Raw genomic sequence first — 21,304 nt, forward strand, 5'->3', positions numbered from 1 at the left:
TATGAATAGTATTGAAGATAAAATAGATTTCAACCCCGAAATAAACCCTAAGCTAAAACGGTTGGGCTTTGTAATGCTGCTTATCAATATCATCCTTTCAGGCTTCATCATTCTTTATTTTTATCTCACCTATCTTTCGCAACCCATGGCGGAATTGGTGGTAAAGAACAGAAAGCTAACCTTTGTGGCCGACTACATACAGGACGATAAGGTTGATGTAAAGAAACTTCAAAAGGAAGTGGCCTCATTAAAACAACATTTTCAAAACCTTACACCCGCACAACCATACATTGTGGTTAACACAACGTACAATCGCTTCAGGCTATACAAAAACCGCAAACAGGTTCGTGAAGGATTTTGTAGTACTGGCAGCTATACACTACTAAAGTCGCACGATAAACGTCAATGGATTTTTCATACCCCAAAGGGTATGTATAAGGTGTTGGGTAAGGTAACAAATCCTGTTTGGCGTCGCCCGGACTGGTCGTACGTTGAGGAAGGGCTGCCCATTCCATCGGCCAACGACCCATCGCGTTGGGAAGCTGGCGTTTTGGGCGACTATGCCCTGAGCATTGGCGATGGGTACCTGATCCATGGAACAATATACAAGCGATTCCTGGGGATGCCTGTAACGCACGGATGTATCAGAATGAATGACGAGGATCTTGAAGCAGTTTACAAAACCCTAGATCTGGGATCGAAGGTTTACATTTACTAATGATCTTTTTTATGCGAAAACCTATAAAAATCACCCTCTACACCACAGCCATACTAGTTGTAATACTGGCTGTTGCATATACCATTCTTAAAGTAATAGCATTCCAGAAAGCCATAAACAACATTGAGCAACACATTGCAAAAGAGCTCAACAAACGAAAGAAAACAGTTGAATGGGTTAGTGAACCCGACTCAACTTTAAAAAACTTATTGGTGGATAAGGCTTACTACAACGCATTGATTACCGCTTCCAAAACTGACTCAATATTTTTAGCCATTAATATTCCGGACAGTACCGTTTCGTTAATGATTAAAGGGGTTGTTGCTCACAAAGCAAAAGCAGAGCATATTAAAGTAAGCCCTTTGTTTTCTGCTATTAATCCACCCTTGCTTATTCAAGGATTGTCGGTTCCATTAACAATATCGAAGCATACCTCAACCATCCCAAAAGTACCATTAATGATCAAAATTGCCCCACGCGACACCTCGGAGTACACGCCCGATGTTATACCTGATACAACCGACCTTGACCCTGTTAACTTTATTATTGAGCTAAAACCAAACATTTTACTTTACTTTTACGAGTCAAACCCTTCGCAATCGTCGGATGGATTTAATCAGTTCAAGTTCGATCTTAGAGAGCGCACGTGGACTGTTGTTCAGGATGTTAAACGAATGCTCAAACTTAAAACGCCGGTTTACAAGCCCTACATCAGGTTTAGACTAGGCAAGAAAGATGCAAAGGTGATATACCGGGCAATTCCCAACCAAGGACAAGTAGTTTTACGATTAGAATAAAAAAAGAGTTGACATTAAATCAACTCTAAAGTCGGGGTGGGGAGACTCGAACTCCCGGCCTCTACGTCCCGAACGTAGCGCGCTAGCCAACTGCGCCACACCCCGTTTGCGCTTGCAAAATTACTACAATTTTAGAATCGCCATAATAGTATTGCCCAGTTTTTTGGATTTTTTTAACTTGTACATCCAAATACAATTCACCCTTTTTAAATGGACGAATCGCTTTTACACTTCCAGTGGCGCTACCAGCACTATACCCTAAATGGGCTCAGCACTACAAAAGGCGATACGGTTGAGGTTATCGATCCCGGATTGTACAATACCGACTCAGGCCCCGATTTTTCCAACGCAAAAGTTCGAATTGGGGATACTCTTTGGGTAGGTAATGTTGAAATGCACATCAAATCGTCCGACTGGTTTACCCATAACCATCAAACCGACAACGCTTACAACAATGTAATTCTACACGTAGTTGTTGAACATGATAGAACCGCAGTAACATCGAACGGAACAGAAGTTCAGACACTTGTCATTCCTTACCCCAACAAGCTGGTGCATAGCCATGAAAACTTGATCAAATCGACCGAATGGATCCCATGCGCCAGTAAAATTGGGGTTGTTGATTCATTGCTAATTAACTCAACCGTTGATCGAATGCAGGTTGAAAGGTTAGAAAACAAGAGTAAACGTGTAGCTGAGCTGGTTAGCCAATGCAATGGAAGTTGGGAGGAAGCGTTCTATCGCGATTTATGTCGTTCATTTGGGCTTAAAAGCAATGCACTTCCCTTTCAACTACTGGCTCAAAGCTTACCGCAAAAAGTGTTGGCTAAACATAAAAACAGTGCATTTCAGCTTGAGGCCCTACTATTCGGTCAATCGGGCTTGCTCGATAAAGCAAAAACCGATAGCTATGCTATTTCTTTGAAACAGGAGTACAACTATCTGAAAAACAAATTTTCACTTACACCCATAGAGCCAAGCCTCTGGAAGTTTATGAGGCTCAGGCCGGCATCGTTCCCAACCATTAGAATTGCCCTTTTGGCAATGCTTGCACACAAATCGTCGGGTCTCTTCTCTCAACTTATGGAGGTAAAAAACATTGATGATGTAATTAAATTCTTTGCTGTTGAAGCATCGGATTACTGGAATAACCACTACATTTTTGGTGAGGAATCAATTTCCAAGAAAAAACGTTTAGGCGAGGAAACCATAAGGTTAATAACCATAAACACAATTATCCCTTTCATGTATAGCTATGGTCGGAGCAGGGCAAAAGCTGACCTTGAGGCCAACGCACTAGCTATACTCCAACAAATGCCACCGGAGAATAATACAATTGTCAGAAACTTTGGCACCTTGGGCATCAAAGCATTATCGGCATTTGACTCTCAGGCATTGGTTCACCTAAAAGCCTTTTACTGCGAAACCCGAAAATGTATTTACTGCCCTATTGGTGTTAGTATTTTGCGAAAACAATTATAATTTTAAAGCGTCGTAAAAATTGCTGAATGGAGCAAAAAGGAGGTAGAACATTAGCGCTTGCAATCACAATTCTCCTGAGTATAATAACCATAGGAACAGTTGGTTATATACACATTGAAGACTTTACATTCACTGAAGCAATCTACATGACCGTTATTACAATCGGTACAGTAGGATTTAAGGAGGTTCGGCCTCTTTCACCTGAAGGAATGTGGTTTACCATAACGCTAATCATCATAAGCATTGGATTCTTTGCCTATGCAGCTACCTTTTTAGCCAAATACTTTTCGGAACAAATACTTTCCCGATACTCAAATAAGAAGATCATGGAAAAGATGATTGCCAAAATGCAAAACCATGTTATAGTGGTGGGATACGGACGTAATGGTTCACAGGCAGTTGAAGAACTGATTACTCATAACATCCCTGTTGTTGTTATTGAGAACAGACCCAAGGTAATTGAGTATATACAGCAAAACCCCAAAATAGCATATGTTGATGGCGATGCCACCCTTGATATCACCTTGCAGAAAGCAGGAGTGGATAAAGCTAAAGCGCTTATTACGGCTCTGGCGAACGATGCCGACAACCTTTTTGTTGTAATAACCGCAAGGGAAATGAATCCAAAGCTTAAAATCATTAGCAGAGCATCAGCTGTTACAAACGATAGAAAATTAAAGCTTGCTGGCGCCGACAATGTGATACTGCCCGACAAGGTTGGAGGACAAAAAATGGCAAAGCTGGTTATTCAACCGGACATTCTTGAGTTTGTTGAGAATATCATGCTAAAACGAACCGGAAACATTAGCCTTTTTGAAATATCATGCAGGAAAATTCTCGAGGTTGGAGCAAAATCGTTGGATGAATTACAAATAAGGGAAAAAACTGGCGTTAATGTAATTGGCGTTAGGAATCCCATTGGCGAATACATTTTAAACCCTGAACCTAATCACATACTTACCCACGACTCCTTACTGTTTGTTCTGGGAACTACAGAGCAAGTTGAGAAGCTAAAAGATCTAATCTCCTAAAACATTTTAAAAATGAAAATCCTTGTTACTGGGGCAAATGGCCTTGTAGGGAAAAACATAGCAAAAGCTTTAAGTGCCACTAACCAGGTTGAAGTTTTTGCCACATCGCTCAAAAAGTTTCAGCTCGAGGGGGTAACCACTTTTACATCGAACCTGTTGAATGCTGACATCAACCACATGGTTGATGAGATTAAACCCGAGATTGTTGTTCACTGTGCTGCCCTTTCCAGCCCGGATGCCTGTGAAGTTGACAGGTACGCCTGTCACAGGATGAACGTTGAGCTAACCAAACGTATTGTATCGGCCTGCGTTGACTATAATGTTCACCTTGTGTTCCTCTCAACCGATTTCATTTTTGACGGTTCTAAAGGTAACTACACAGAGATGGATGCACCTAACCCAGTAAATTACTATGGGGAATCGAAACTTGAAGCGGAAAAGTTAATACAGGCCTCGGGTGTGGTCAATACAATAGTAAGAACCTCTTTGGTCTACGGGGTTGAGTCCAAACTTTCGCGTCCAAACATTATTACCCGTGTATTCGATAACCTCAGCAAAAACAAGCAGTACAAAGTGCCAAGCGATCAAATCCGTACCCCAACCTATGCTCCGGATTTAGCATCTGCCATCTCCCAGATCTGTTTAAACAGGGTTACAGGCATTTACAATATTTCCGGTGACCAAATAATTTCAGTTGCTGATTTTGCCATACTTGCTGCAAAAGCCTTTAACCTGAACCATAAGTTGCTGCTGGAAGTAAATTCAAAAGACTTAGCAGAGGCTGCTCCCAGGCCAAAAAACACCTCGCTGGTTATAGGCAAGGCAAAAAACGATTTAAACTTCAAACCTACTCCCATTGAAATGGCACTGGAAAAAATTAAAACTACGCTAAATAGTTAAAATATACTATAAACATGCTATCATTCTGTATATCATAGTATTAAGTAATTAAAAATTAATAGCTGTTCGAAAAAAAAGTATCAATTGTAACGATATTGAAAAAAAGGTTTTATCTTTGCACCTCAAATTAAGTAGTAAATCTACCCACTAATTATCAGTGTTATGAACTATTTGACGGCCGAACAGAAAAAAGAGATTTTTGAGAAGTACGGGAAGTCCAATACCGATACCGGCTCACCTGAGAGCCAGATCGCGTTATTCTCCTACCGTATCAACCATTTAACTGAGCACCTAAAGGTTCACCGCAAGGATTATGGTACCCAGCGCGCTCTGTTAAAGTTGGTGGGTAAGCGCAGGAGGCTTTTGGATTACTTAAAAGAAAACGATATTGAAAGATATCGAACAATAGTAAAGGAATTAAATCTCAGAAAGTAAGAAATCAAAAAAGGCAATTTCTAAAATTGCCTTTTTTTAATCACTATCATAACCTCCAGAGGATGGGAATCCTTTGGGGTTTAATTGTTTAAACAAAGGCAATATTTTATTGTTGATTTTATCTATATAAATTTTAATTATGCAGAAAGTTGTAAAAAAGACAATCGATTTGGGCGATGGCCGAACCATTACCATCGAAACCGGTAAACTGGCCAAACAAGCCCATGGCTCGGTTGTGCTAACAATGGGTAAAACCATGCTTCTCGCTACAGTTGTAAGCGCTCAGGAAGCAAAAGAAGATGTTGATTTCATGCCACTTAGCGTGGAGTACAAGGAGAAATTTGCTGCAAGCGGCCGTTTCCCAGGAGGTTTCTTAAAACGCGAATCAAAACCATCGGACTATGAAATTTTGGTGGCCCGTTTGGTTGACCGTGCATTACGTCCCCTTTTCCCTGACGATTACCATGCCGAAACCTTTGTTACCGTTAACCTGATTTCCGCCGAGAAGGAAATAATGCCCGACGCACTTGCCGGATTGGCAGCATCGGCAGCGCTTGCCGTTTCCGACGTTCCTTTCCATGGCCCAATCTCAGAGGTTAGAGTGGCTCGCATTAACGGTAAGCTAAAAATTAACCCTACCTTTAAGGAAGTTGAGGAGGCCGATATCGATATGATAGTTGGCGCTACCTACGATAATATTCTGATGGTTGAAGGCGAACTGAAAGAGGTGTCGGAAGCCGATATGCTGGAAGCAATTAAGTTTGCCCATGAGGCCATTAAACCCCAATGCTTGGCTCAAATGGAGCTCGCCAAGGAACTCGGCGTAGTTAAACGCACCTACTGCCACGAAACCAACGACGAGGAACTCAAGGCAAAGGTTTATGAGTTTTGCTACGACAAGGTTTACCAGGTAGCTAAATCGATGCTGCCCAAGCAAGAACGCACGGCAGCTTTCGAAGCCATTAAGCAAGCCTTTATTGAAACCATTCCGGAAGAGGAGCGCGAAGCAAAGCAGTTCATGGTGAACCGCTACTACCATGCGGTAGAAAAGGAAGCCATGCGCAACATGATACTTAACGAGGGTGTTCGCCTCGATGGGCGCAAAACCCACGAAATACGTCCTATCTGGTGCGAGGTTGATTATTTGCCTATGGCACATGGATCAGCCATTTTCACCCGTGGCGAAACACAATCGCTTACCACAGTAACCCTCGGTACCAAGCTCGACGAAAAAATTATTGATGAGGTTCTGATGCAGGGAACTGAGAAGTTTACACTGCACTACAACTTTCCACCTTTCTCCACCGGCGAAGCCAAACCCTCAAGAGGGGTGAGCCGCAGGGAAATTGGACACGGAAACCTTGCCCACAGGGCGTTAAAGAACATGGTACCCGATGCGCCAGAGAACCCATACGCAATACGCGTTGTGAGCGATATACTTGAATCGAATGGTTCATCATCAATGGCAACTGTTTGCGCAGGCACCCTGGCGCTGATGGATGCAGGAGTTCAGATTAAGAAACCCGTATCGGGTATAGCAATGGGGCTTATCACTGAGAAAGGATCGGATAGGTATGCCGTACTTTCCGACATTCTTGGCGATGAGGATCACCTTGGTGATATGGACTTTAAGGTGGCAGGAACCCGCGATGGTATTACAGCCACCCAAATGGACATAAAGGTTGATGGCCTATCGTACGAAGTGCTTGCTAAAGCTCTAAAGCAAGCCCACGATGGGCGTATGCACATCCTCGATATCATGATGCAAACCATTTCCGAACCCCGTCCCGACTTTAAACCCCACGCCCCCCGTATTGAGCAGTTCAACATACCTCGCGAAACCATTGGTGCCGTTATTGGCCCTGGTGGTAAGGTAATTCAGGAAATTCAGCGCGAAACCCAAACCACTATCACCATTGAGGAAATTAATGATCACGGTGTAGTTAGTGTTTTTGCTGAGAGTGCTGAAAGCCGCGATGCTGCCGTTAAATGGATTAAAGGAATTGTTGCTGTTCCCGAGGTAGGTGAAATATACAAGGGTAAGGTTAAGTCCATTATGCCCTTTGGCGCATTTGTTGAAATTCTTCCCGGCAAGGATGGGCTGCTTCACATATCGGAAATTGAATGGCGTAGGCTAGAGAAGGTTGAAGAGGTGCTCAAGGAAGGCGATATGGTTGATGTTAAGCTTATTGAAATCGACAAAAAAACCGGAAAGCTGAAACTCTCGCGAAAAGTTTTGCTGCCAAAACCGGAGAAAAACAAATAGTAAAAGCAGGGTAACCCCTGCTTTTTTTATACTTTCAAATATTGTGATTGCTTTTTTTCAGAAATTAGTGCAAGGTTTGCATAATTTTATTGTATTTTTGTTAGTATATCACAACAAAATTTTGAAAGCGATGAAAAAGATATTCATATTGATGTTGTTAGCCACACCAATTTTGATTACAATGTCGTGTAACACCGCCAAAGTTAAATATCCCAAAACCAAGCAGGTAGATGTAGTTGATGAGTATTTTGGAGTAAAAGTGGCCGATCCCTACCGTTGGCTTGAGGATGACAAAGCGCCCGAGGTGGCTGAATGGGTTAAACAGCAGAATGAGGTGACTTTCAACTACCTTAATGCAATTCCTTTCCGCAACAAAATAAAAGAAAGGCTAACCACCATTTGGAACTATACCTCAATGGGGGCCCCGTTTAAAGCAGGCGGCAGGTATTTCTTTTTCAAGAAAGAGGGACTTCAGAACCAAAGCGTCCTTTACATGATGGAAAACCTTGAGGCTGAGCCTAAGGTAATTCTTGACCCAAACACCTTTAGCGAGGATGGAACCGTATCGCTATCGAATGTTAGCGTTTCGCGCGATGGCAAGTACCTTGCCTATTCCATTAACGATGGCGGTTCGGACTGGCAAAAGATAAAAGTGATTAAACTGCCCAGCGGTGAGCAACTTCCTGACGAAATCAGTTGGGTAAAATTTTCATCCATTGCATGGCTAAACGATGGCTTCTTCTATAGCCGCTACGACGAACCCAAGGGTGGCTCGGAACTTTCCAATATCAACCAAAACCATAAAGTTTTTTACCACAAGGTAGGAACACCAGTGGAAACCGACAAACTAATTTTCTCAAATAGCCAATACCCCTTACGCAACTACTCCGCACAAACCACCGATGACGAAAAGTATCTCATCATTTATGAATCGGAATCAACCTACGGTAATTCCATCTATGTAAAAAACCTAAAAGACCCCAGGGCAAACTTTTCCAAGATTACCACAGGCTTTGAGTTTGAGTACAGCGTTCTTGACCATGTTGACGACAACCTCATTGTTTTAACCAACTACAAGGCTCCCAAGTATAAGCTGGTAAAAATCAACGTGAACAGTATGGACATTGGCAACTGGCGCGACATTCTACCTGAACGGAAAGATGTACTGAAGGAATGTGCCCTAATCAACAAAAAAATAATTGCCAACTACATTGTTGATGCTAAAAGCCAGGCCGAGGTTTACAACCTGGACGGTAGCAAGATTACTGACATTGAACTTCCAACCCTTGGCACAATATCAGGAATAAGTGGCGATATAAATGATTCTATTGCCTTTTATTCATTCTCATCGTTTACAGTTCCCCCAACCGTTGTAAAGTACAACGTAAACACCAATACTTCGACACAATTCTTTAGCCCTAACATCGACTTCAAGTTTGACGACTACGAAACCAAGCAGGTATTTTATACCAGTAAGGACGGCACTCTTGTTCCAATGTTTATTGTCCACAAGAAAGGCATTAAACTCGATGGGAATAACCCTACTCTGCTTTACGGCTATGGTGGCTTCAATGTAAGCCTACTACCCTACTTTAGTACATCGCGCTTATTCTGGCTAGAGCAGGGAGGCATATTTGCCATGGCAAACCTAAGGGGCGGTGGCGAATACGGTGAGAACTGGTATCGTGCGGGCACAAAACTAAACAAGCAGAACGTTTTCGACGACTTTATTGCAGCAGCCGAATACTTAATCAAAGAAAAGTACACCTCACCAAAAAAACTTGCCATCCAAGGGGGGTCAAACGGTGGCTTACTGATTGGTGCAGTAACCAACCAACGTCCCGATTTATTCAAGGTAGCCATCCCTCAGGTTGGCGTAATGGATATGCTTAGGTACCATAACTTTACCATAGGCTGGGCTTGGGCTAACGATTACGGCACCAGTAACGACTCCATTCAGTTCCTTAACCTTTACAGCTACTCCCCGCTCCATAATATCAAACCTAAAACCAATTACCCGGCCATACTCGTAACCACTGCCGATCACGACGATAGGGTTGTGCCTGCGCATTCGTTCAAGTACATTGCTACCATGCAGGAGAAAAACCCTAACCCCAAAAATCCTGCCCTGATACGCATTCAAACCCGTGCCGGACACGGAGCAGGTATGCCAACATCTATGGTTATTGATGAGTATGCCGATATTTACGCGTTTATAATGTATAACATGGGAATGCAATACTAGAGTTGATAAATTTTTAAAGGGGTTGGGGTATTACACTCCAACCTCTTTTGTTTTTATACACCAAAAAATATAACTTAGCCATGAATAAACGCCTTTGAAAAACTATGCATTACCTTGTAATTGAAGGAAATATCGGTGCAGGCAAAACAACCCTTGCAACCATGCTGGCAAAAGAGCTCAATGCCAAGCTAATCCTGGAACAATTTGCCGATAACCCCTTTCTTCCAAAATTCTATAAAAACCCTGAACGGTATAGTTTCCCGCTTGAACTCTCATTCCTGGCAGAGCGATACTCACAGCTCAATAACGAGTTACGTTCAGCTTCCCTTTTCCACTCATTAACAATTGCGGATTACTACTTCATGAAATCGCTAATTTTTGCTCAGAACACACTGAGCGGCGATGAACTTCAGCTTTACAAGCAACTATTTTCCATTATTTACAGCACTTTACCAAAACCCGACCTATATGTATACCTACATTTACCTGCAAACCAGCTGCTTAAAAACATTCAGAAAAGGGGACGCGATTACGAACAAACCATAACCGCTGAATACCTAAACGGAATAACCGAAGGATATTTCGATTTTTTCAAACAACATCCTGAGTACACTTTCTTAGTAATTGATACTTCAAAAATTGACTTTGTGGCAAACCGCGATGATTTTTTAAAAATCAAATCGACGATTTTTGACCAACATTACAAAAAAGGTGTTAACTTGGTGTCGCTGTAAGACAAATGTTTATTTTTGTTCCATGAATTTGATAAATTGGAATTTAAGTAGTATGTTTGTATTTACTAAATTGAGTGCTTACAATTAAGCAGAATTAATAACTAACCAACTTTTATATGAAAATGAAAGGTTTAAAACTATCGATTATTGCCTTAGCCGGTCTGCTATTGGCTGGTTGCGGCGGGGTTGAGAAAATGAAAGAATTACCTGCCGGTTTTACTTTAAAGGTAACCCCAAACCCCGTAGAAGTACATGCTAACAAAGTAAAGGCTACTTTTGAAGGTACTATTCCTCCAAAGTACTTCAACAAGAAAGCCACTGTTGAAATTACCCCTGTTGTGGTTTACAAGGGTGGTGAGCTAGCTCTTCCCTCAAAAGTTTTACAGGGTGAAGACGTTCAGGCCAACAACCAGGTTATTAACTACGAAGCTGGTGGTAGCTGGAAACATGATGTTGAGTTTGATTACAAGGACGAGATGTTCAGCTCTGAAATTGAACTCCGTTTTGTGATTACCTACAAGGACAAAAAAGTTCCTTTCGATGCTCCTCAAAAGGTTGGCATTGGTACAATGGCTACCTACAAACTGGTTGACATTGATGTTAAGCCAGTAATGCTAAACGACAAGTTTGTACGCGTAACCCCTGAGGAAAAGGAAGCTCAAATTAATTTCGTAATCCAAAAGGCTGACATCCGCAAGTCGGAGTTAACCAAGGATGAAATCAAGATGTTAAACGATTTCCTACTTGCTGCTGCTCAGGCTAAGAACAAGGAAATTAAAGAGCTTAAGATTGCTGCTTATGCTTCACCCGATGGTCCTGAAAAACTAAACGACAAGCTGTCGCAGGATCGCGGAAAGAACACCGACAAGTACCTTGCTGATGTGTTCAAGAAAGCCAAAGTTCAAGGCGTTACCCCTGCAGTTGAATTCACTGCTGAAGACTGGGATGGCTTCCAGAAAGCTGTTCAGGCTTCCGATATCGAAGACAAAGAACTTATTATTCGCGTTCTTTCCATGTACTCCGATCCAGTAGTACGCGAGAAGGAAATCAAGAACCTTTCAAAGGTTTACAAGGTATTGGCTGAGAAGATTCTCCCACAGCTCCGTCGTTCAAGAATGGTTGCCAAGGTTGATGTTATAGGCTACTCCGATGATACCCTAAAGTACATGGTTGAAAATAACGCTTACGACAGCCTTAACGTTGAGGAAATGCTCTACGCTGCTACCCTTGTAAACGATGTTAACAAGAAGATTGAAGTTTACATGAAAGCCGGCGAAAAGTTCAACTGCGCTCGTGGTTACAACAATGCTGCCTACTACTACATTCTGAACAAGGATGCTGCTAATGCTAAAGCCGCTTTGGATAAGATACCTGCCGACCAGAAGATTGCTGCCGTTACTAACAATCGTGGATGCGTAGCTATGCTTGAAGGCAAGTTTGATGAAGCTGAAAAACTATTTGCCGATGCAGCCGATGCTGGTAGCGCTGTTAAGTACAACCTCGGTATTATTGCAATTCTTAAAGGACAGTATCCTGCAGCTGCTGAATACCTGGCTGGTAGCGATTCATTCAACCAGGGTCTTGCTCTTCTATTAGCAGGAAAGGTTGATGCTGCCAAGAACACCTTTAACAAGGTAGAAACAGCTAAGGGTTACTATGGCCGTGCAATTGTTGGCGCTCGCCTTGCAGAAGAAGCAACTGTACTCGATAACCTACGCACTGCTTTTGGTAAGGACGCTTCACTAAAAGATCGCGCTAAGGAAGATGTTGAATTCCGCACCTTCTTCCAGAACGAAGCTTTTAAAGCATTATTCTAAGATAAATACATTACTAAAAAACGGGGCTGCACATGCAGCCCCGTTTTTTTTATTGTAACAAATAATATTTGAAGTTCAGTCGACACTTAATAAGCAGAAAAACTAAATATCAGTTGAGCATTTTAACAAAAAAATCCCAAAGCACTATACCAGCCGAGACCGAAATGTTAAAGGAGTGTTTGGTGCCAAGCTGCGGAATCTCAATGCAAACATCTGAAATATCCACCACATCTTGTCCTACACCTTTAACTTCGTTTCCGAATACCAATGCGTACTTCTGCCCTTTTTTCGGATAAAACTGGTTAAGCAGCACCGAATGCTCCACCTGTTCTACTGAAATAATCACATATCCCAATTGTTTCAGTCCTTCAACTGCTTTGACTGTGCTATCAGCATACTCCCAGTCTACTGAATTCTCAGCACCCAAAGCAGAGCGATGGATTTCAGGATGAGGTGGAGTGCCCGTAATTCCACACAGGTAAATTTTTTCAACCAGGAAAGCATCGGAGGTTCTAAAAACAGAGCCTACATTGTTTAAACTCCTGACATTATCGAGAACTACAGCAATTGGTAATTTTTCGGAGGATTTAAATTCTTCAATCGATTTTCGCCCAAGCTCTTCATTTAACAACTTTCTGTTTTTAACCATATCCACAAAAAATTTAACAAATTTAGTTAATCCTTTTTTTGTAACTTAGATGCATTAAAAAAATGATGTTTTTCTATGAATCTACATGAGTATCAATCGAAAGAAATACTAAGGCAAGCAGGAGTACCCGTGCCAGTAGGTTTAGTAGCTTTTAGCAAGGATGAAGCCATTAGGGCTGCACAGGAAGTAATGAAACTCACGGGAACTAACACTATAGCCGTAAAGGCTCAAATTCATGCTGGCGGACGAGGCAAAGGCGGTGGCGTTAAAATAGCAAAGTCCATTGATGAGGTTTCAACATACGCCTCGAATATTTTAGGGATGAATCTAGTAACCCACCAAACCGGGCCTCAAGGTAAGCTTGTACGAAAGGTACTAATTGAGCAGGGTATTTATCAGCCGGGTCCATCGGAAATAAAAGAATACTACATAAGCATTCTACTAAATAGAGCATCAGGAAGGCACATGATTATATACTCCCCCCAGGGAGGAATGGACATTGAAGCTGTAGCTGCTCAAACCCCTGAACTAATCTTTAAGGAAGAAATTCACCCAGTTGGGCTTCAGGCATTTCAGGCACGTAAAATTGCGTTCAACCTTGGATTATCAGGCAAAGCCTACCAGCAAATGGTTAAGTTTGTTATGTCGCTCTACGAAGCCTATACCAAAAACGATCTTTCGCTACTTGAAATCAACCCTGTTGTAAAAACATCGAACGACGATATTTTGGCCGCAGATGCCAAGTGCAGCATTGACGACAATGCTCTTTTCCGTCACCCCGATTTGGCTGAGTACCGCGATATTTACGAGGAAGACCCTGCAGAGGTAGAAGCAGGCGAACACAACCTTAACTTTGTTAAGCTAGATGGTAATGTTGGCTGCATGGTAAACGGCGCCGGTTTAGCCATGGCAACCATGGATATTATTAAGCTCTCAGGCGGCGATCCTGCCAACTTCCTTGATGTAGGAGGTGGAGCAAATGCCAAAACCGTTGCAGCCGGTTTCAGGATAATACTAAAAGACCCTAACGTTAAAGCCATACTTATCAATATTTTTGGCGGCATTGTACGTTGCGATCGCGTAGCACAAGGTGTGGTTGATGCCTATAAGGAAATAGGGAATATCCCTGTTCCAGTAATAGTTCGTTTACAGGGCACCAATGCACTTGAAGGCAAAAAGCTGATTGACGAGTCAGGCTTAAAAGTGTACAGCGCAATCACACTGCAGGAGGCAGCAAACCTGGTAAAGCAAATGGTTAACTAAAATAAAAAACGGGGCTTTGCCCCGTTTTTATTTACTCCTTTGTAGAGCAAGTATTAATTCCTAATAGAGAGTAAAGTCCACAGGTGCCTACTAATGCTGTAGCTAGAGGAACTATGGCTAATAATCCCCACCAGCTCTTATAGTAAATGCCAACACCTGCTATAACCAAGGCTATCAGAATTCTGATTACCTTATCAATTTTGCCAACATTTTTTTCCATTGTTTCAAAGTTTAATGATTGCTTTTCTTGAAACAAATCACAATGGAAAATGTTTACTACCACTTTATTGGTTTGCGACGGAAAGGCATAGTCATACATCGCGCACCTCCTCCACCGCGGGGAAGTTCACTACCATCGAGAGCCACAACATATTTTTGGTAGGAGTTCATATCAACCTTGCCTGCCACAATATCTTTTGCTCTGAGAATTTCAAATCCGTTTTTGTTCATCTCCTCGAGCGTATTGATATTTCGACCATAGCCAATTACCCTACCGGGGCCAATGGCAACAAAATTTGCTCCGCTGTGCCACTGTTCACGCTCCTGTATCCAACGATCCTTTGTACCACCACAAACTATTGGTTTTAAATCGATACCAAGGCTTTTGAGAGCAACCAGGAGGTTATCAACCGTTTTTATCTCCTTAACCTTACCTTTATCGATTGTAATGTGAACGGTTTGGTAACGGTTAGGTTGCAGAATTATTGGTTCATAAACCATGCACTTGTCAAAATCGAGCATGGTGAAAACCATATCGAGGTGAATGAACGATTCGGGCTTATAGGGTAATTCCTGTACCAGGATATGTCTTTTCCTTTTATCGTCGCGGGCCAGAAACCTGGACAGAATGAAGTCGATACCATGGGTATTGGTTCTTATTCCGTTGCCAATCAACAGTATATCGTCGCGAACCACCAGAACATCGCCGCCCTCAATGGTGACATCTGCGGGATTGTTAAAGGTAGTGGGGTTAATGGTTTGCGTATTAAAAATACCGGAACGCGAGAATATTGCCTCCATAATAATACTCTCCCTATCCCTAACGGCGTTGGCCATTTTAGCTATAAGCACATCCTCGCCAATTGCTATTGATGCATCGCGTGTAAAGTAGAAGTTATACAGCGGACGAAGGGCAAACCGCTCCTTGCTTAAAAAGTTAGTGAGTGTATTACGAACCAATGGTACGCCCTCAATTAGCATCCTGGCAAGCTGCTTTGCATCAATATCTAAAAGATAGTCGAATAGCGACATGGCATTCTCATGACGACAAATCTTTTCGAGCAGATACTCCCTATTCTCCTCGTTCTTAAGTACTTTTTCAAGCAAATCAACCACCTCGTAGGTTTTTGCCACCTTTGAAAGCACGCCACTGAGCTGCGAGTACTCCTTACGGGCAACGTTTAGGTTAAGAATATCGCTGTATAATGCTCGTTGAGCATTTTCGGGGGTCATATTTTCCACCTCGGCTCCCGGTGTATGCAGTATTACACCCTCAAGCTCACCAATCTCGGAATTGAGATAAACATTTACCCTCTCCATAGTAATTGTAAATCAAATTTATTGCAAAGTTAATTGTTTGCGCGGAAAAGCTAAATGTGTTAAGAAACATACAAATACCAAACGTTATGTATTGGTAAAAAATGACTGGCCTATTAGGGAAATTTCAAAGTAATTGGGTTTAAAACAAAAAGTGCCCTGGAGGTTATCCAAGGCACTTTTCTAGCTAAACGATTAAATGTGTTTACATGTAATCCTCAATTGGTGCACAGGTGCACACCAGATTACGGTCGCCATAACCTGCATCAATTTTGCTTACATAGGGCCAGAATTTATTCTGCATTACCCAGGGTAGTGGGTAGGCAGCCTGTTGGCGGGAATAAGCATGCTTCCACTCATCGGCGGTAACCTCAGGGGCTGTATGCGGGGCATTGGCAATAAGGTTGTCGGCCTTATCGGCTTTACCGTTCTTGATATCCTCAAGCTCTCCCTTAATGGCAATCATCATGTCAATAAACCTATCGAGTTCCTGCTTTGACTCGCTCTCGGTAGGCTCCACCATAAGGCTTTCATGAACCGGGAACGATACGGTTGGAGCATGGTATCCGTAATCCATCATACGGCGGCCAACATCGCTGGTATCTACGCCATAGGCCATCTTAAAGTGGTGACAATCGAGAATCATCTCGTGGGCAACCCTACCGGTTTCGCCAGTGTAAAGAATCTTAAAGTGATCCTTTAACCTGGCAGCCAAGTAGTTTGCGTTAAGAATTGCCATCTTTGTCGCCTGGGTTAAACCCTCGGCACCCAACATTAGAATGTATGCGTAAGATATTACAATTACGCTAGCACTTCCCCAGGGAGCAGCAGCAACAGCAGTAATAGCTTTTTCGCCACCGGTCTTAACCACTGGATGTGAAGGGAGGAATGGAGCTAAATGCTTAGCTACTGCAATTGGCCCAACGCCAGGACCACCTCCACCGTGTGGAATAGCAAAGGTTTTATGTAGGTTAAGGTGGCATACATCGGCACCAATCTCACCGGGACTGGTAAGCCCAACCTGGGCATTCATATTGGCACCATCCATGTATACCAAACCACCATTCTGGTGAACAATATCCATCATCTCCCTAATCTTGCTTTCAAATACTCCATGGGTTGAAGGATAGGTTACCATGAATGCTGAAAGGTTCTGCTTGTGCTGCTCTGCTTTAGCGCGCAAATCGTCAACGTTGATGTTCCCCTTCTCATCGCAAGCAACAACTACCACCTGCATGCCTGCCATGGCAGCACTTGCGGGGTTAGTACCATGTGCCGACGAAGGAATCAGTACAACATTCCTGTGCCCCTCGCCACGATTGATGTGGTACTGGCGGATTACCATTAACCCTGTATACTCACCAGCTGCGCCGGAGTTGGGTTGTAAGGTTACGGCATGGAACCCGGTAATCTCTGCCAGATATTGTTCCAGTTCACGGATAACCTGCATGTAGCCTTCGGCCTGGTCAGCAGGCACAAACGGATGTAGGCTATTCCACTCCGGCCAACTTAGAGGCAACATGGTGGTTGCCGGGTTTAGCTTCATGGTGCAGCTACCCAGCGAAATCATGCTATGGTTTAGGGCTATATCGCGACGCTCAAGTTTCTTGATGTAGCGCATCATTTCTGTTTCGGAGTGGAAACTGTTGAATACCTTATCGGTTAAGAAAGGCGTTTTACGACGAAGGTTTTCAGGGATTTCAATGGTTTCCTTAATCTCGGCTATAGAATTGAACTTCTTTCCAGCAGCTTCGGCAAAAACTGAAAGAAGATTGTTGACATCGGTTACGGAAGTGGTTTCGTCAAAGCTAATGCCTACGGTTCCGTTTGGCTTGTAGTTCAGGTTGATTTCGCGAGCAAGGGCACGCTTGCGGATATCATCGATGGTAACACCTGAAGGTAATTCTACCTCAAGGGTATCAAAGATATTCTTAACGTTTTGCTTGTAACCCATACCAACAAGTTCCTTGGCAACCTGAACAGCAGTGCTGTGTACATATGAGGCAATTCGGCGTATTCCTTCGGGGCCGTGGTAAACAGCATACATACCTGCCATGGTAGCTAAGAGGGCTTGTGCGGTACAGATATTTGATGTAGCACGTTCACGCTTAATGTGTTGCTCACGGGTTTGCAGTGCCATACGAAGTGCTTTGTTGCCATGCCTGTCAATGGAAACACCAATAATTCGGCCTGGCATACTACGCTTGAACTCATCCTTGCAGGCAAAGTATGCTGCATGTGGGCCACCAAATCCCATGGGTATTCCAAAACGTTGAGTAGAGCCACAAGCAATATCGGCACCCCACTCTCCCGGAGGTGTAATTAGAGCCAAACTTAAAATATCGGAAACGGCTGTTACCAGTGCACCAGCCTCGTGTGCTTTTGCAGCAAATGCGGCATAGTCGCGAATGTTACCCTTTGCCGACGGGTACTGAACTATAACACCAAACTCGCGCCCAGAAAAACTATACTCGCTGTAGCAGCCAGTAACAACCTCAACTCCAAGGGGATTTGAGCGCGTTTTAATTACATCGAGGGTTTGAGGGAAAATATCCTGATCAACAAAAATTACATTCTTGCCTGCCTTAACAGCCTCGCGTGAGCGGAGGTTGAGCATCATAAACATTGCCTCAGCAGCAGCGGTTGACTCATCGAGTAGCGATGCATTAGCAATTTGCATCCCGGTAAGCTCAACCACCATGGTTTGGAAATTGAGCAAAGCCTCAAGCCTTCCCTGGCTAATCTCGGCTTGGTATGGAGTGTACGAAGTGTACCAACCGGGGTTTTCAAATATGTTACGCAAAATAACCGAAGGGGTAACGGTTCCATAGTAACCCATCCCAATAAAACTCTTGTAGAGTTTATTTTTGGATGCAACCTTATGCATATGGGTCAGGAACTCATATTCCGACATGGGAGCAGGTAGGTTTAGCGGTTTTTTAAGCCTGATATTTGCAGGTACGGTTTGGTTGATTAGCTCATCAACCGATGAAACGCCAATTACCTTTAGCATTTCACCCACTTCTTGGTCGCGAGGACCATTATGACGTGACACAAATTTATCGGTATACATGTTTTAGGTTTTTTATTTAAAGATTATCAGCAAAATTATGAATTTGGGTTATTGATTATAACTAAACAAAAGTTTTTTGCTTATGTTTTTTAACACCTAAACTACAAAAAGGGATTGGATGCCTTTTCGATACCAATGGTTGTGCTATTACCATGGCCAGGGTAAACTATTACATCGTCAGGTAACACCATAAGCTGTTCTCTAATGCTCTTAATCAGCGTTTCGTAATTACCACCAGCCAAATCGGTACGACCAATGGATAGGTTAAATAGGGTGTCGCCGGTTAAAATAAATCTTTCCTGCTCTGCATAAAAGCACAAACCTCCTCTGGAGTGTCCGGGAGTGTGAATAACCTTTAGACTATCACCGTTAAGTTCTATCAAATCTCCATGGCTGAGTGTTTCATCGATTGCTGGTACTGTTTCAAGGTATAACCCAAACATCATGGCATGTGCTGGGGCCATTTGAAGCAAAGGAAAATCATCGAAATGGGCATAGGCCTTAACGCCAAATTGCTTTTTTAGCTTATCAATTCCTAGTATGTGGTCGATATGGCAGTGAGTATTTATCAAACATTTTACCGTAAGGTTTTGGCTATTAACAAAATCCAAGAGTTCCTGAAACTCACTTTCGGTTGAGCAGCCTGCATCAACCACAATGGCCTCGCCCTGTGGCTGGTACAGAACATAGGTATTCTCCTGGAAAGGATTGAAAACAAACTGTTTAATTGCAATCATTAGCTTACTATTTTGCCTTACCTTTTAACAACGGAACAAAAATAAAGTTTCCGTGAGCCGATTCTTTTATGGTTCCATCATCTAATTTCTCAATGAGCATCATGGTTTGGCCATAATCATTCCCTACGGGAATTACCAAGCGCCCCCCCGGTGCGAGCTGATCGACAAGAGCCTGAGGAACCTCTGTAGCGCCAGCCGTTACTATTATACGATCGAATGGACTATATGGGGGTAATCCCTGGTAGCCATCGCCGTAATGGCAGCTAGGCCGATAGCCCATCTCCTCAAGTAGAGCCTTTGCCGCAAGAAACAATTCCCGGTGGCGTTCAATGGTATAGAGCCTAGCACCCATTTCCATAAGAATGGCAGCCTGATACCCCGAGCCAGTTCCAACCTCCAAAACTTTTTGCATGGGACTAACCTGCAGCAATTGCGTTTGAAAGGCTACAGTAAATGGCTGCGAAATGGTTTGACCGGAACCAATTGGGAATGCTTGGTCCTTGTAGGCAAAGCTTAAAAAACCACTATCCATGAAAAAATGACGAGGCACCTTAAGCATTGCTTCGAGCACTCGCTTATCGCTTATCCCCTTGGCAGCAACCTCTTCCACTAACTTGCGACGTAATCCTTTGTGACGTATACTATCGTCCTGTAGCATATTTTACTTATTAGTGTCATTTAAATGGCAAGCAAATTTAGTTTTTATAAAGCATAAAATTCCAACTGTTACTAAAAGGTTAATAAATTATGAGGAGTGTGCCACTGAAATGATTACAGAACAATGTATTATTGCAAAACATTAGCATTTAACTATGACAACCTGCCTTGTAACCGATAGCAATAAGTTAATTCCGTATCAGGGGGAGAATTTTTTCAACAACACCATTGAAGCCAACAACCAACTGATTGATAATATTTTGCTTGGGATATGTGAAAGCAACTCACAAATAGCAAGGCTGTTTAACTACCCTGAATTGCTGGTAGTTGACACAAACTCAAAAACCTCGTACACAATAATTGCCAATGCATTACGAGCCGGCATTAACGTATTAACACCATCGCTTCCCCATTTCAGCAGCGAAAAAATTCAGGAACTTATTACCATAGCCCAAGAAATTGGGGTTGAGTTTGGCTTTTTACCAAAATATAGCCTTGAACTTCCATCAACCCACACCCCCATCATAATTGATAGCGTAAGAGAGACAATCAACCTAACCTCAACCGAAAATTTATTGCAACAAATTGCAAATGACTTAATATTCCTTTTATCACCAATAAAATCGGAACTCCGCAAGGTTAGGGTTTACTGGTTGCCCTTATACAGCCATCCAGTTTCAACCCTGAAACTGATAGTTGATTTCAACGACAACTCTTTGATTACCTATCAAATTAAAAACAAGAAAGAAACGAGCATTTTAAAGGTTGTGCTAACCACCGAGGAGTATGATAAAACTTTCAATATCTTTGAAGCCCAAATAAAACCAGAATCAACAAAAGAAACGGTTATGCAAAACGTGGATTACTTCATAAACCAACGAAAGATGTTGTACCCGGCTGCCATGGCCCTAAAATCGAAGCAAATCATAGAAATAATCATAAAAAAGATTTACAGCTAGCAATA

The 21,304-nt window shown here is 42.7% G+C and carries 18 protein-coding genes and 1 tRNA gene; 12 read left to right on the forward strand and 7 right to left on the reverse strand.

Translation table 11 applies throughout. The features are described from left to right. Window position 1 precedes the first annotated feature (1 nt). Window positions 2-718 carry a L,D-transpeptidase gene (locus WHS63_RS05615; protein WP_445204251.1) on the forward strand — a complete coding sequence of 239 codons (717 nt, stop codon included), beginning with the start codon at window positions 2-4 and terminating at the stop codon, window positions 716-718. A gap of 11 nt (window positions 719-729) precedes the next feature. Beyond that, complete coding sequence (locus tag WHS63_RS05620; RefSeq protein WP_445204252.1) at window positions 730-1,515, forward strand: hypothetical protein; 786 nt, start codon at window positions 730-732, stop codon at window positions 1,513-1,515. A 31-nt stretch (window positions 1,516-1,546) separates the two neighbouring features. Here the strand turns inward: WHS63_RS05620 and WHS63_RS05625 are convergent. After that, a tRNA-Pro gene (locus WHS63_RS05625) sits at window positions 1,547-1,620 on the reverse strand. 105 nt (window positions 1,621-1,725) lie between these two features. Between WHS63_RS05625 and WHS63_RS05630 the strand changes: the two genes are divergently transcribed. The 8 genes from WHS63_RS05630 (at window position 1,726) to WHS63_RS05665 (ending at window position 12,425) form a co-directional block, all read left to right on the forward strand. Then, a complete protein-coding gene (locus WHS63_RS05630; RefSeq protein ID WP_445204253.1) occupies window positions 1,726-2,997 on the forward strand; it encodes a DUF2851 family protein in 1,272 nt (423 codons plus the stop codon). 26 nt (window positions 2,998-3,023) lie between these two features. Then, entirely contained in the window at window positions 3,024-4,028 is a 1,005-nt protein-coding gene (locus tag WHS63_RS05635) for a potassium channel family protein (protein WP_445204254.1), read from the forward strand. 12 nt (window positions 4,029-4,040) lie between these two features. Continuing rightward, entirely contained in the window at window positions 4,041-4,928 is an 888-nt protein-coding gene (locus WHS63_RS05640) for an SDR family oxidoreductase (protein WP_445204255.1), read from the forward strand. Window positions 4,929-5,090: 162 nt separating this feature from the next. Further along, on the forward strand, window positions 5,091-5,363 hold the full coding sequence (gene rpsO / locus WHS63_RS05645; RefSeq protein WP_369489355.1) for a 30S ribosomal protein S15: 273 nt from the start codon (window positions 5,091-5,093) through the stop codon (window positions 5,361-5,363). A 139-nt stretch (window positions 5,364-5,502) separates the two neighbouring features. After that, window positions 5,503-7,629, forward strand: a complete 2,127-nt coding sequence (gene pnp, locus WHS63_RS05650; protein WP_445204256.1) for a polyribonucleotide nucleotidyltransferase — start codon at window positions 5,503-5,505, stop codon at window positions 7,627-7,629. 130 nt (window positions 7,630-7,759) lie between these two features. After that, window positions 7,760-9,874: a prolyl oligopeptidase family serine peptidase gene (locus WHS63_RS05655; protein ID WP_445204257.1), complete on the forward strand. Its 2,115-nt coding sequence runs from the start codon at window positions 7,760-7,762 to the stop codon at window positions 9,872-9,874. Window positions 9,875-9,978: 104 nt separating this feature from the next. Then, window positions 9,979-10,608 carry a deoxynucleoside kinase gene (locus WHS63_RS05660; protein ID WP_445204258.1) on the forward strand — a complete coding sequence of 210 codons (630 nt, stop codon included), beginning with the start codon at window positions 9,979-9,981 and terminating at the stop codon, window positions 10,606-10,608. A 116-nt stretch (window positions 10,609-10,724) separates the two neighbouring features. Continuing rightward, complete coding sequence (locus tag WHS63_RS05665) at window positions 10,725-12,425, forward strand: hypothetical protein (RefSeq protein WP_445204259.1); 1,701 nt, start codon at window positions 10,725-10,727, stop codon at window positions 12,423-12,425. 109 nt (window positions 12,426-12,534) lie between these two features. Here the strand turns inward: WHS63_RS05665 and WHS63_RS05670 are convergent, their stop codons facing one another. Further along, window positions 12,535-13,074, reverse strand: a complete 540-nt coding sequence (locus WHS63_RS05670; RefSeq protein ID WP_445204260.1) for an RNA methyltransferase — start codon at window positions 13,072-13,074, stop codon at window positions 12,535-12,537. A 75-nt stretch (window positions 13,075-13,149) separates the two neighbouring features. Here WHS63_RS05670 and sucC point away from each other — a divergent pair, with 75 nt between their 5' ends. Beyond that, window positions 13,150-14,337 carry an ADP-forming succinate--CoA ligase subunit beta gene (gene sucC, locus WHS63_RS05675; protein WP_445204261.1) on the forward strand — a complete coding sequence of 396 codons (1,188 nt, stop codon included), beginning with the start codon at window positions 13,150-13,152 and terminating at the stop codon, window positions 14,335-14,337. Window positions 14,338-14,368: 31 nt separating this feature from the next. On the opposite strand, the gene WHS63_RS05680 is transcribed toward sucC, so the two are convergent. From WHS63_RS05680 to WHS63_RS05700, 5 genes are all read right to left on the reverse strand, one after another. Then, window positions 14,369-14,557: a YgaP family membrane protein gene (locus tag WHS63_RS05680; RefSeq protein WP_445204262.1), complete on the reverse strand. Its 189-nt coding sequence runs from the start codon at window positions 14,555-14,557 to the stop codon at window positions 14,369-14,371. Window positions 14,558-14,613: 56 nt separating this feature from the next. After that, entirely contained in the window at window positions 14,614-15,876 is a 1,263-nt protein-coding gene (locus WHS63_RS05685) for an arginine deiminase (protein WP_445204263.1), read from the reverse strand. A 202-nt stretch (window positions 15,877-16,078) separates the two neighbouring features. Beyond that, window positions 16,079-18,946, reverse strand: coding sequence for an aminomethyl-transferring glycine dehydrogenase (gene gcvP / locus WHS63_RS05690; RefSeq protein WP_445204264.1), 2,868 nt, complete (start codon window positions 18,944-18,946; stop codon window positions 16,079-16,081). Between the two features lie 101 nt (window positions 18,947-19,047). Continuing rightward, window positions 19,048-19,683, reverse strand: coding sequence for an MBL fold metallo-hydrolase (locus WHS63_RS05695; protein WP_445204265.1), 636 nt, complete (start codon window positions 19,681-19,683; stop codon window positions 19,048-19,050). A 7-nt stretch (window positions 19,684-19,690) separates the two neighbouring features. Next, a complete protein-coding gene (locus WHS63_RS05700; protein WP_445204266.1) occupies window positions 19,691-20,341 on the reverse strand; it encodes a protein-L-isoaspartate(D-aspartate) O-methyltransferase in 651 nt (216 codons plus the stop codon). Window positions 20,342-20,495: 154 nt separating this feature from the next. Between WHS63_RS05700 and WHS63_RS05705 the strand changes: the two genes are divergently transcribed. Then, window positions 20,496-21,299 carry a hypothetical protein gene (locus WHS63_RS05705; RefSeq protein WP_445204267.1) on the forward strand — a complete coding sequence of 268 codons (804 nt, stop codon included), beginning with the start codon at window positions 20,496-20,498 and terminating at the stop codon, window positions 21,297-21,299. The last annotated feature ends 5 nt before the right edge of the window (window positions 21,300-21,304 follow it).

Source organism: Tenuifilum sp. (genome assembly GCF_037481895.1).
Classification (GTDB): domain Bacteria; phylum Bacteroidota; class Bacteroidia; order Bacteroidales; family Tenuifilaceae; genus Tenuifilum; species Tenuifilum osseticum.

What these genes read in the sequence shown, in the direction of transcription:
- WHS63_RS05680 (WP_445204262.1), bottom strand. Translation starts at nt 14,557, where the DNA reads ATGGAAAAAAATGTTGGCAAAATTGATAAGGTAATCAGAATTCTGATA.
- WHS63_RS05640 (WP_445204255.1), top strand. Translation starts at nt 4,041, where the DNA reads ATGAAAATCCTTGTTACTGGGGCAAATGGCCTTGTAGGGAAAAACATA.
- WHS63_RS05700 (WP_445204266.1), bottom strand. Translation starts at nt 20,341, where the DNA reads ATGCTACAGGACGATAGTATACGTCACAAAGGATTACGTCGCAAGTTA.
- WHS63_RS05685 (WP_445204263.1), bottom strand. Translation starts at nt 15,876, where the DNA reads ATGGAGAGGGTAAATGTTTATCTCAATTCCGAGATTGGTGAGCTTGAG.
- WHS63_RS05630 (WP_445204253.1), top strand. Translation starts at nt 1,726, where the DNA reads ATGGACGAATCGCTTTTACACTTCCAGTGGCGCTACCAGCACTATACC.
- WHS63_RS05620 (WP_445204252.1), top strand. Translation starts at nt 730, where the DNA reads ATGCGAAAACCTATAAAAATCACCCTCTACACCACAGCCATACTAGTT.
- WHS63_RS05670 (WP_445204260.1), bottom strand. Translation starts at nt 13,074, where the DNA reads ATGGTTAAAAACAGAAAGTTGTTAAATGAAGAGCTTGGGCGAAAATCG.
- WHS63_RS05615 (WP_445204251.1), top strand. Translation starts at nt 2, where the DNA reads ATGAATAGTATTGAAGATAAAATAGATTTCAACCCCGAAATAAACCCT.
- WHS63_RS05655 (WP_445204257.1), top strand. Translation starts at nt 7,760, where the DNA reads ATGAAAAAGATATTCATATTGATGTTGTTAGCCACACCAATTTTGATT.
- WHS63_RS05705 (WP_445204267.1), top strand. Translation starts at nt 20,496, where the DNA reads ATGACAACCTGCCTTGTAACCGATAGCAATAAGTTAATTCCGTATCAG.
- WHS63_RS05660 (WP_445204258.1), top strand. Translation starts at nt 9,979, where the DNA reads ATGCATTACCTTGTAATTGAAGGAAATATCGGTGCAGGCAAAACAACC.
- sucC (WP_445204261.1), top strand. Translation starts at nt 13,150, where the DNA reads ATGAATCTACATGAGTATCAATCGAAAGAAATACTAAGGCAAGCAGGA.
- WHS63_RS05635 (WP_445204254.1), top strand. Translation starts at nt 3,024, where the DNA reads ATGGAGCAAAAAGGAGGTAGAACATTAGCGCTTGCAATCACAATTCTC.
- pnp (WP_445204256.1), top strand. Translation starts at nt 5,503, where the DNA reads ATGCAGAAAGTTGTAAAAAAGACAATCGATTTGGGCGATGGCCGAACC.
- gcvP (WP_445204264.1), bottom strand. Translation starts at nt 18,946, where the DNA reads ATGTATACCGATAAATTTGTGTCACGTCATAATGGTCCTCGCGACCAA.
- rpsO (WP_369489355.1), top strand. Translation starts at nt 5,091, where the DNA reads ATGAACTATTTGACGGCCGAACAGAAAAAAGAGATTTTTGAGAAGTAC.
- WHS63_RS05665 (WP_445204259.1), top strand. Translation starts at nt 10,725, where the DNA reads ATGAAAATGAAAGGTTTAAAACTATCGATTATTGCCTTAGCCGGTCTG.
- WHS63_RS05695 (WP_445204265.1), bottom strand. Translation starts at nt 19,683, where the DNA reads ATGATTGCAATTAAACAGTTTGTTTTCAATCCTTTCCAGGAGAATACC.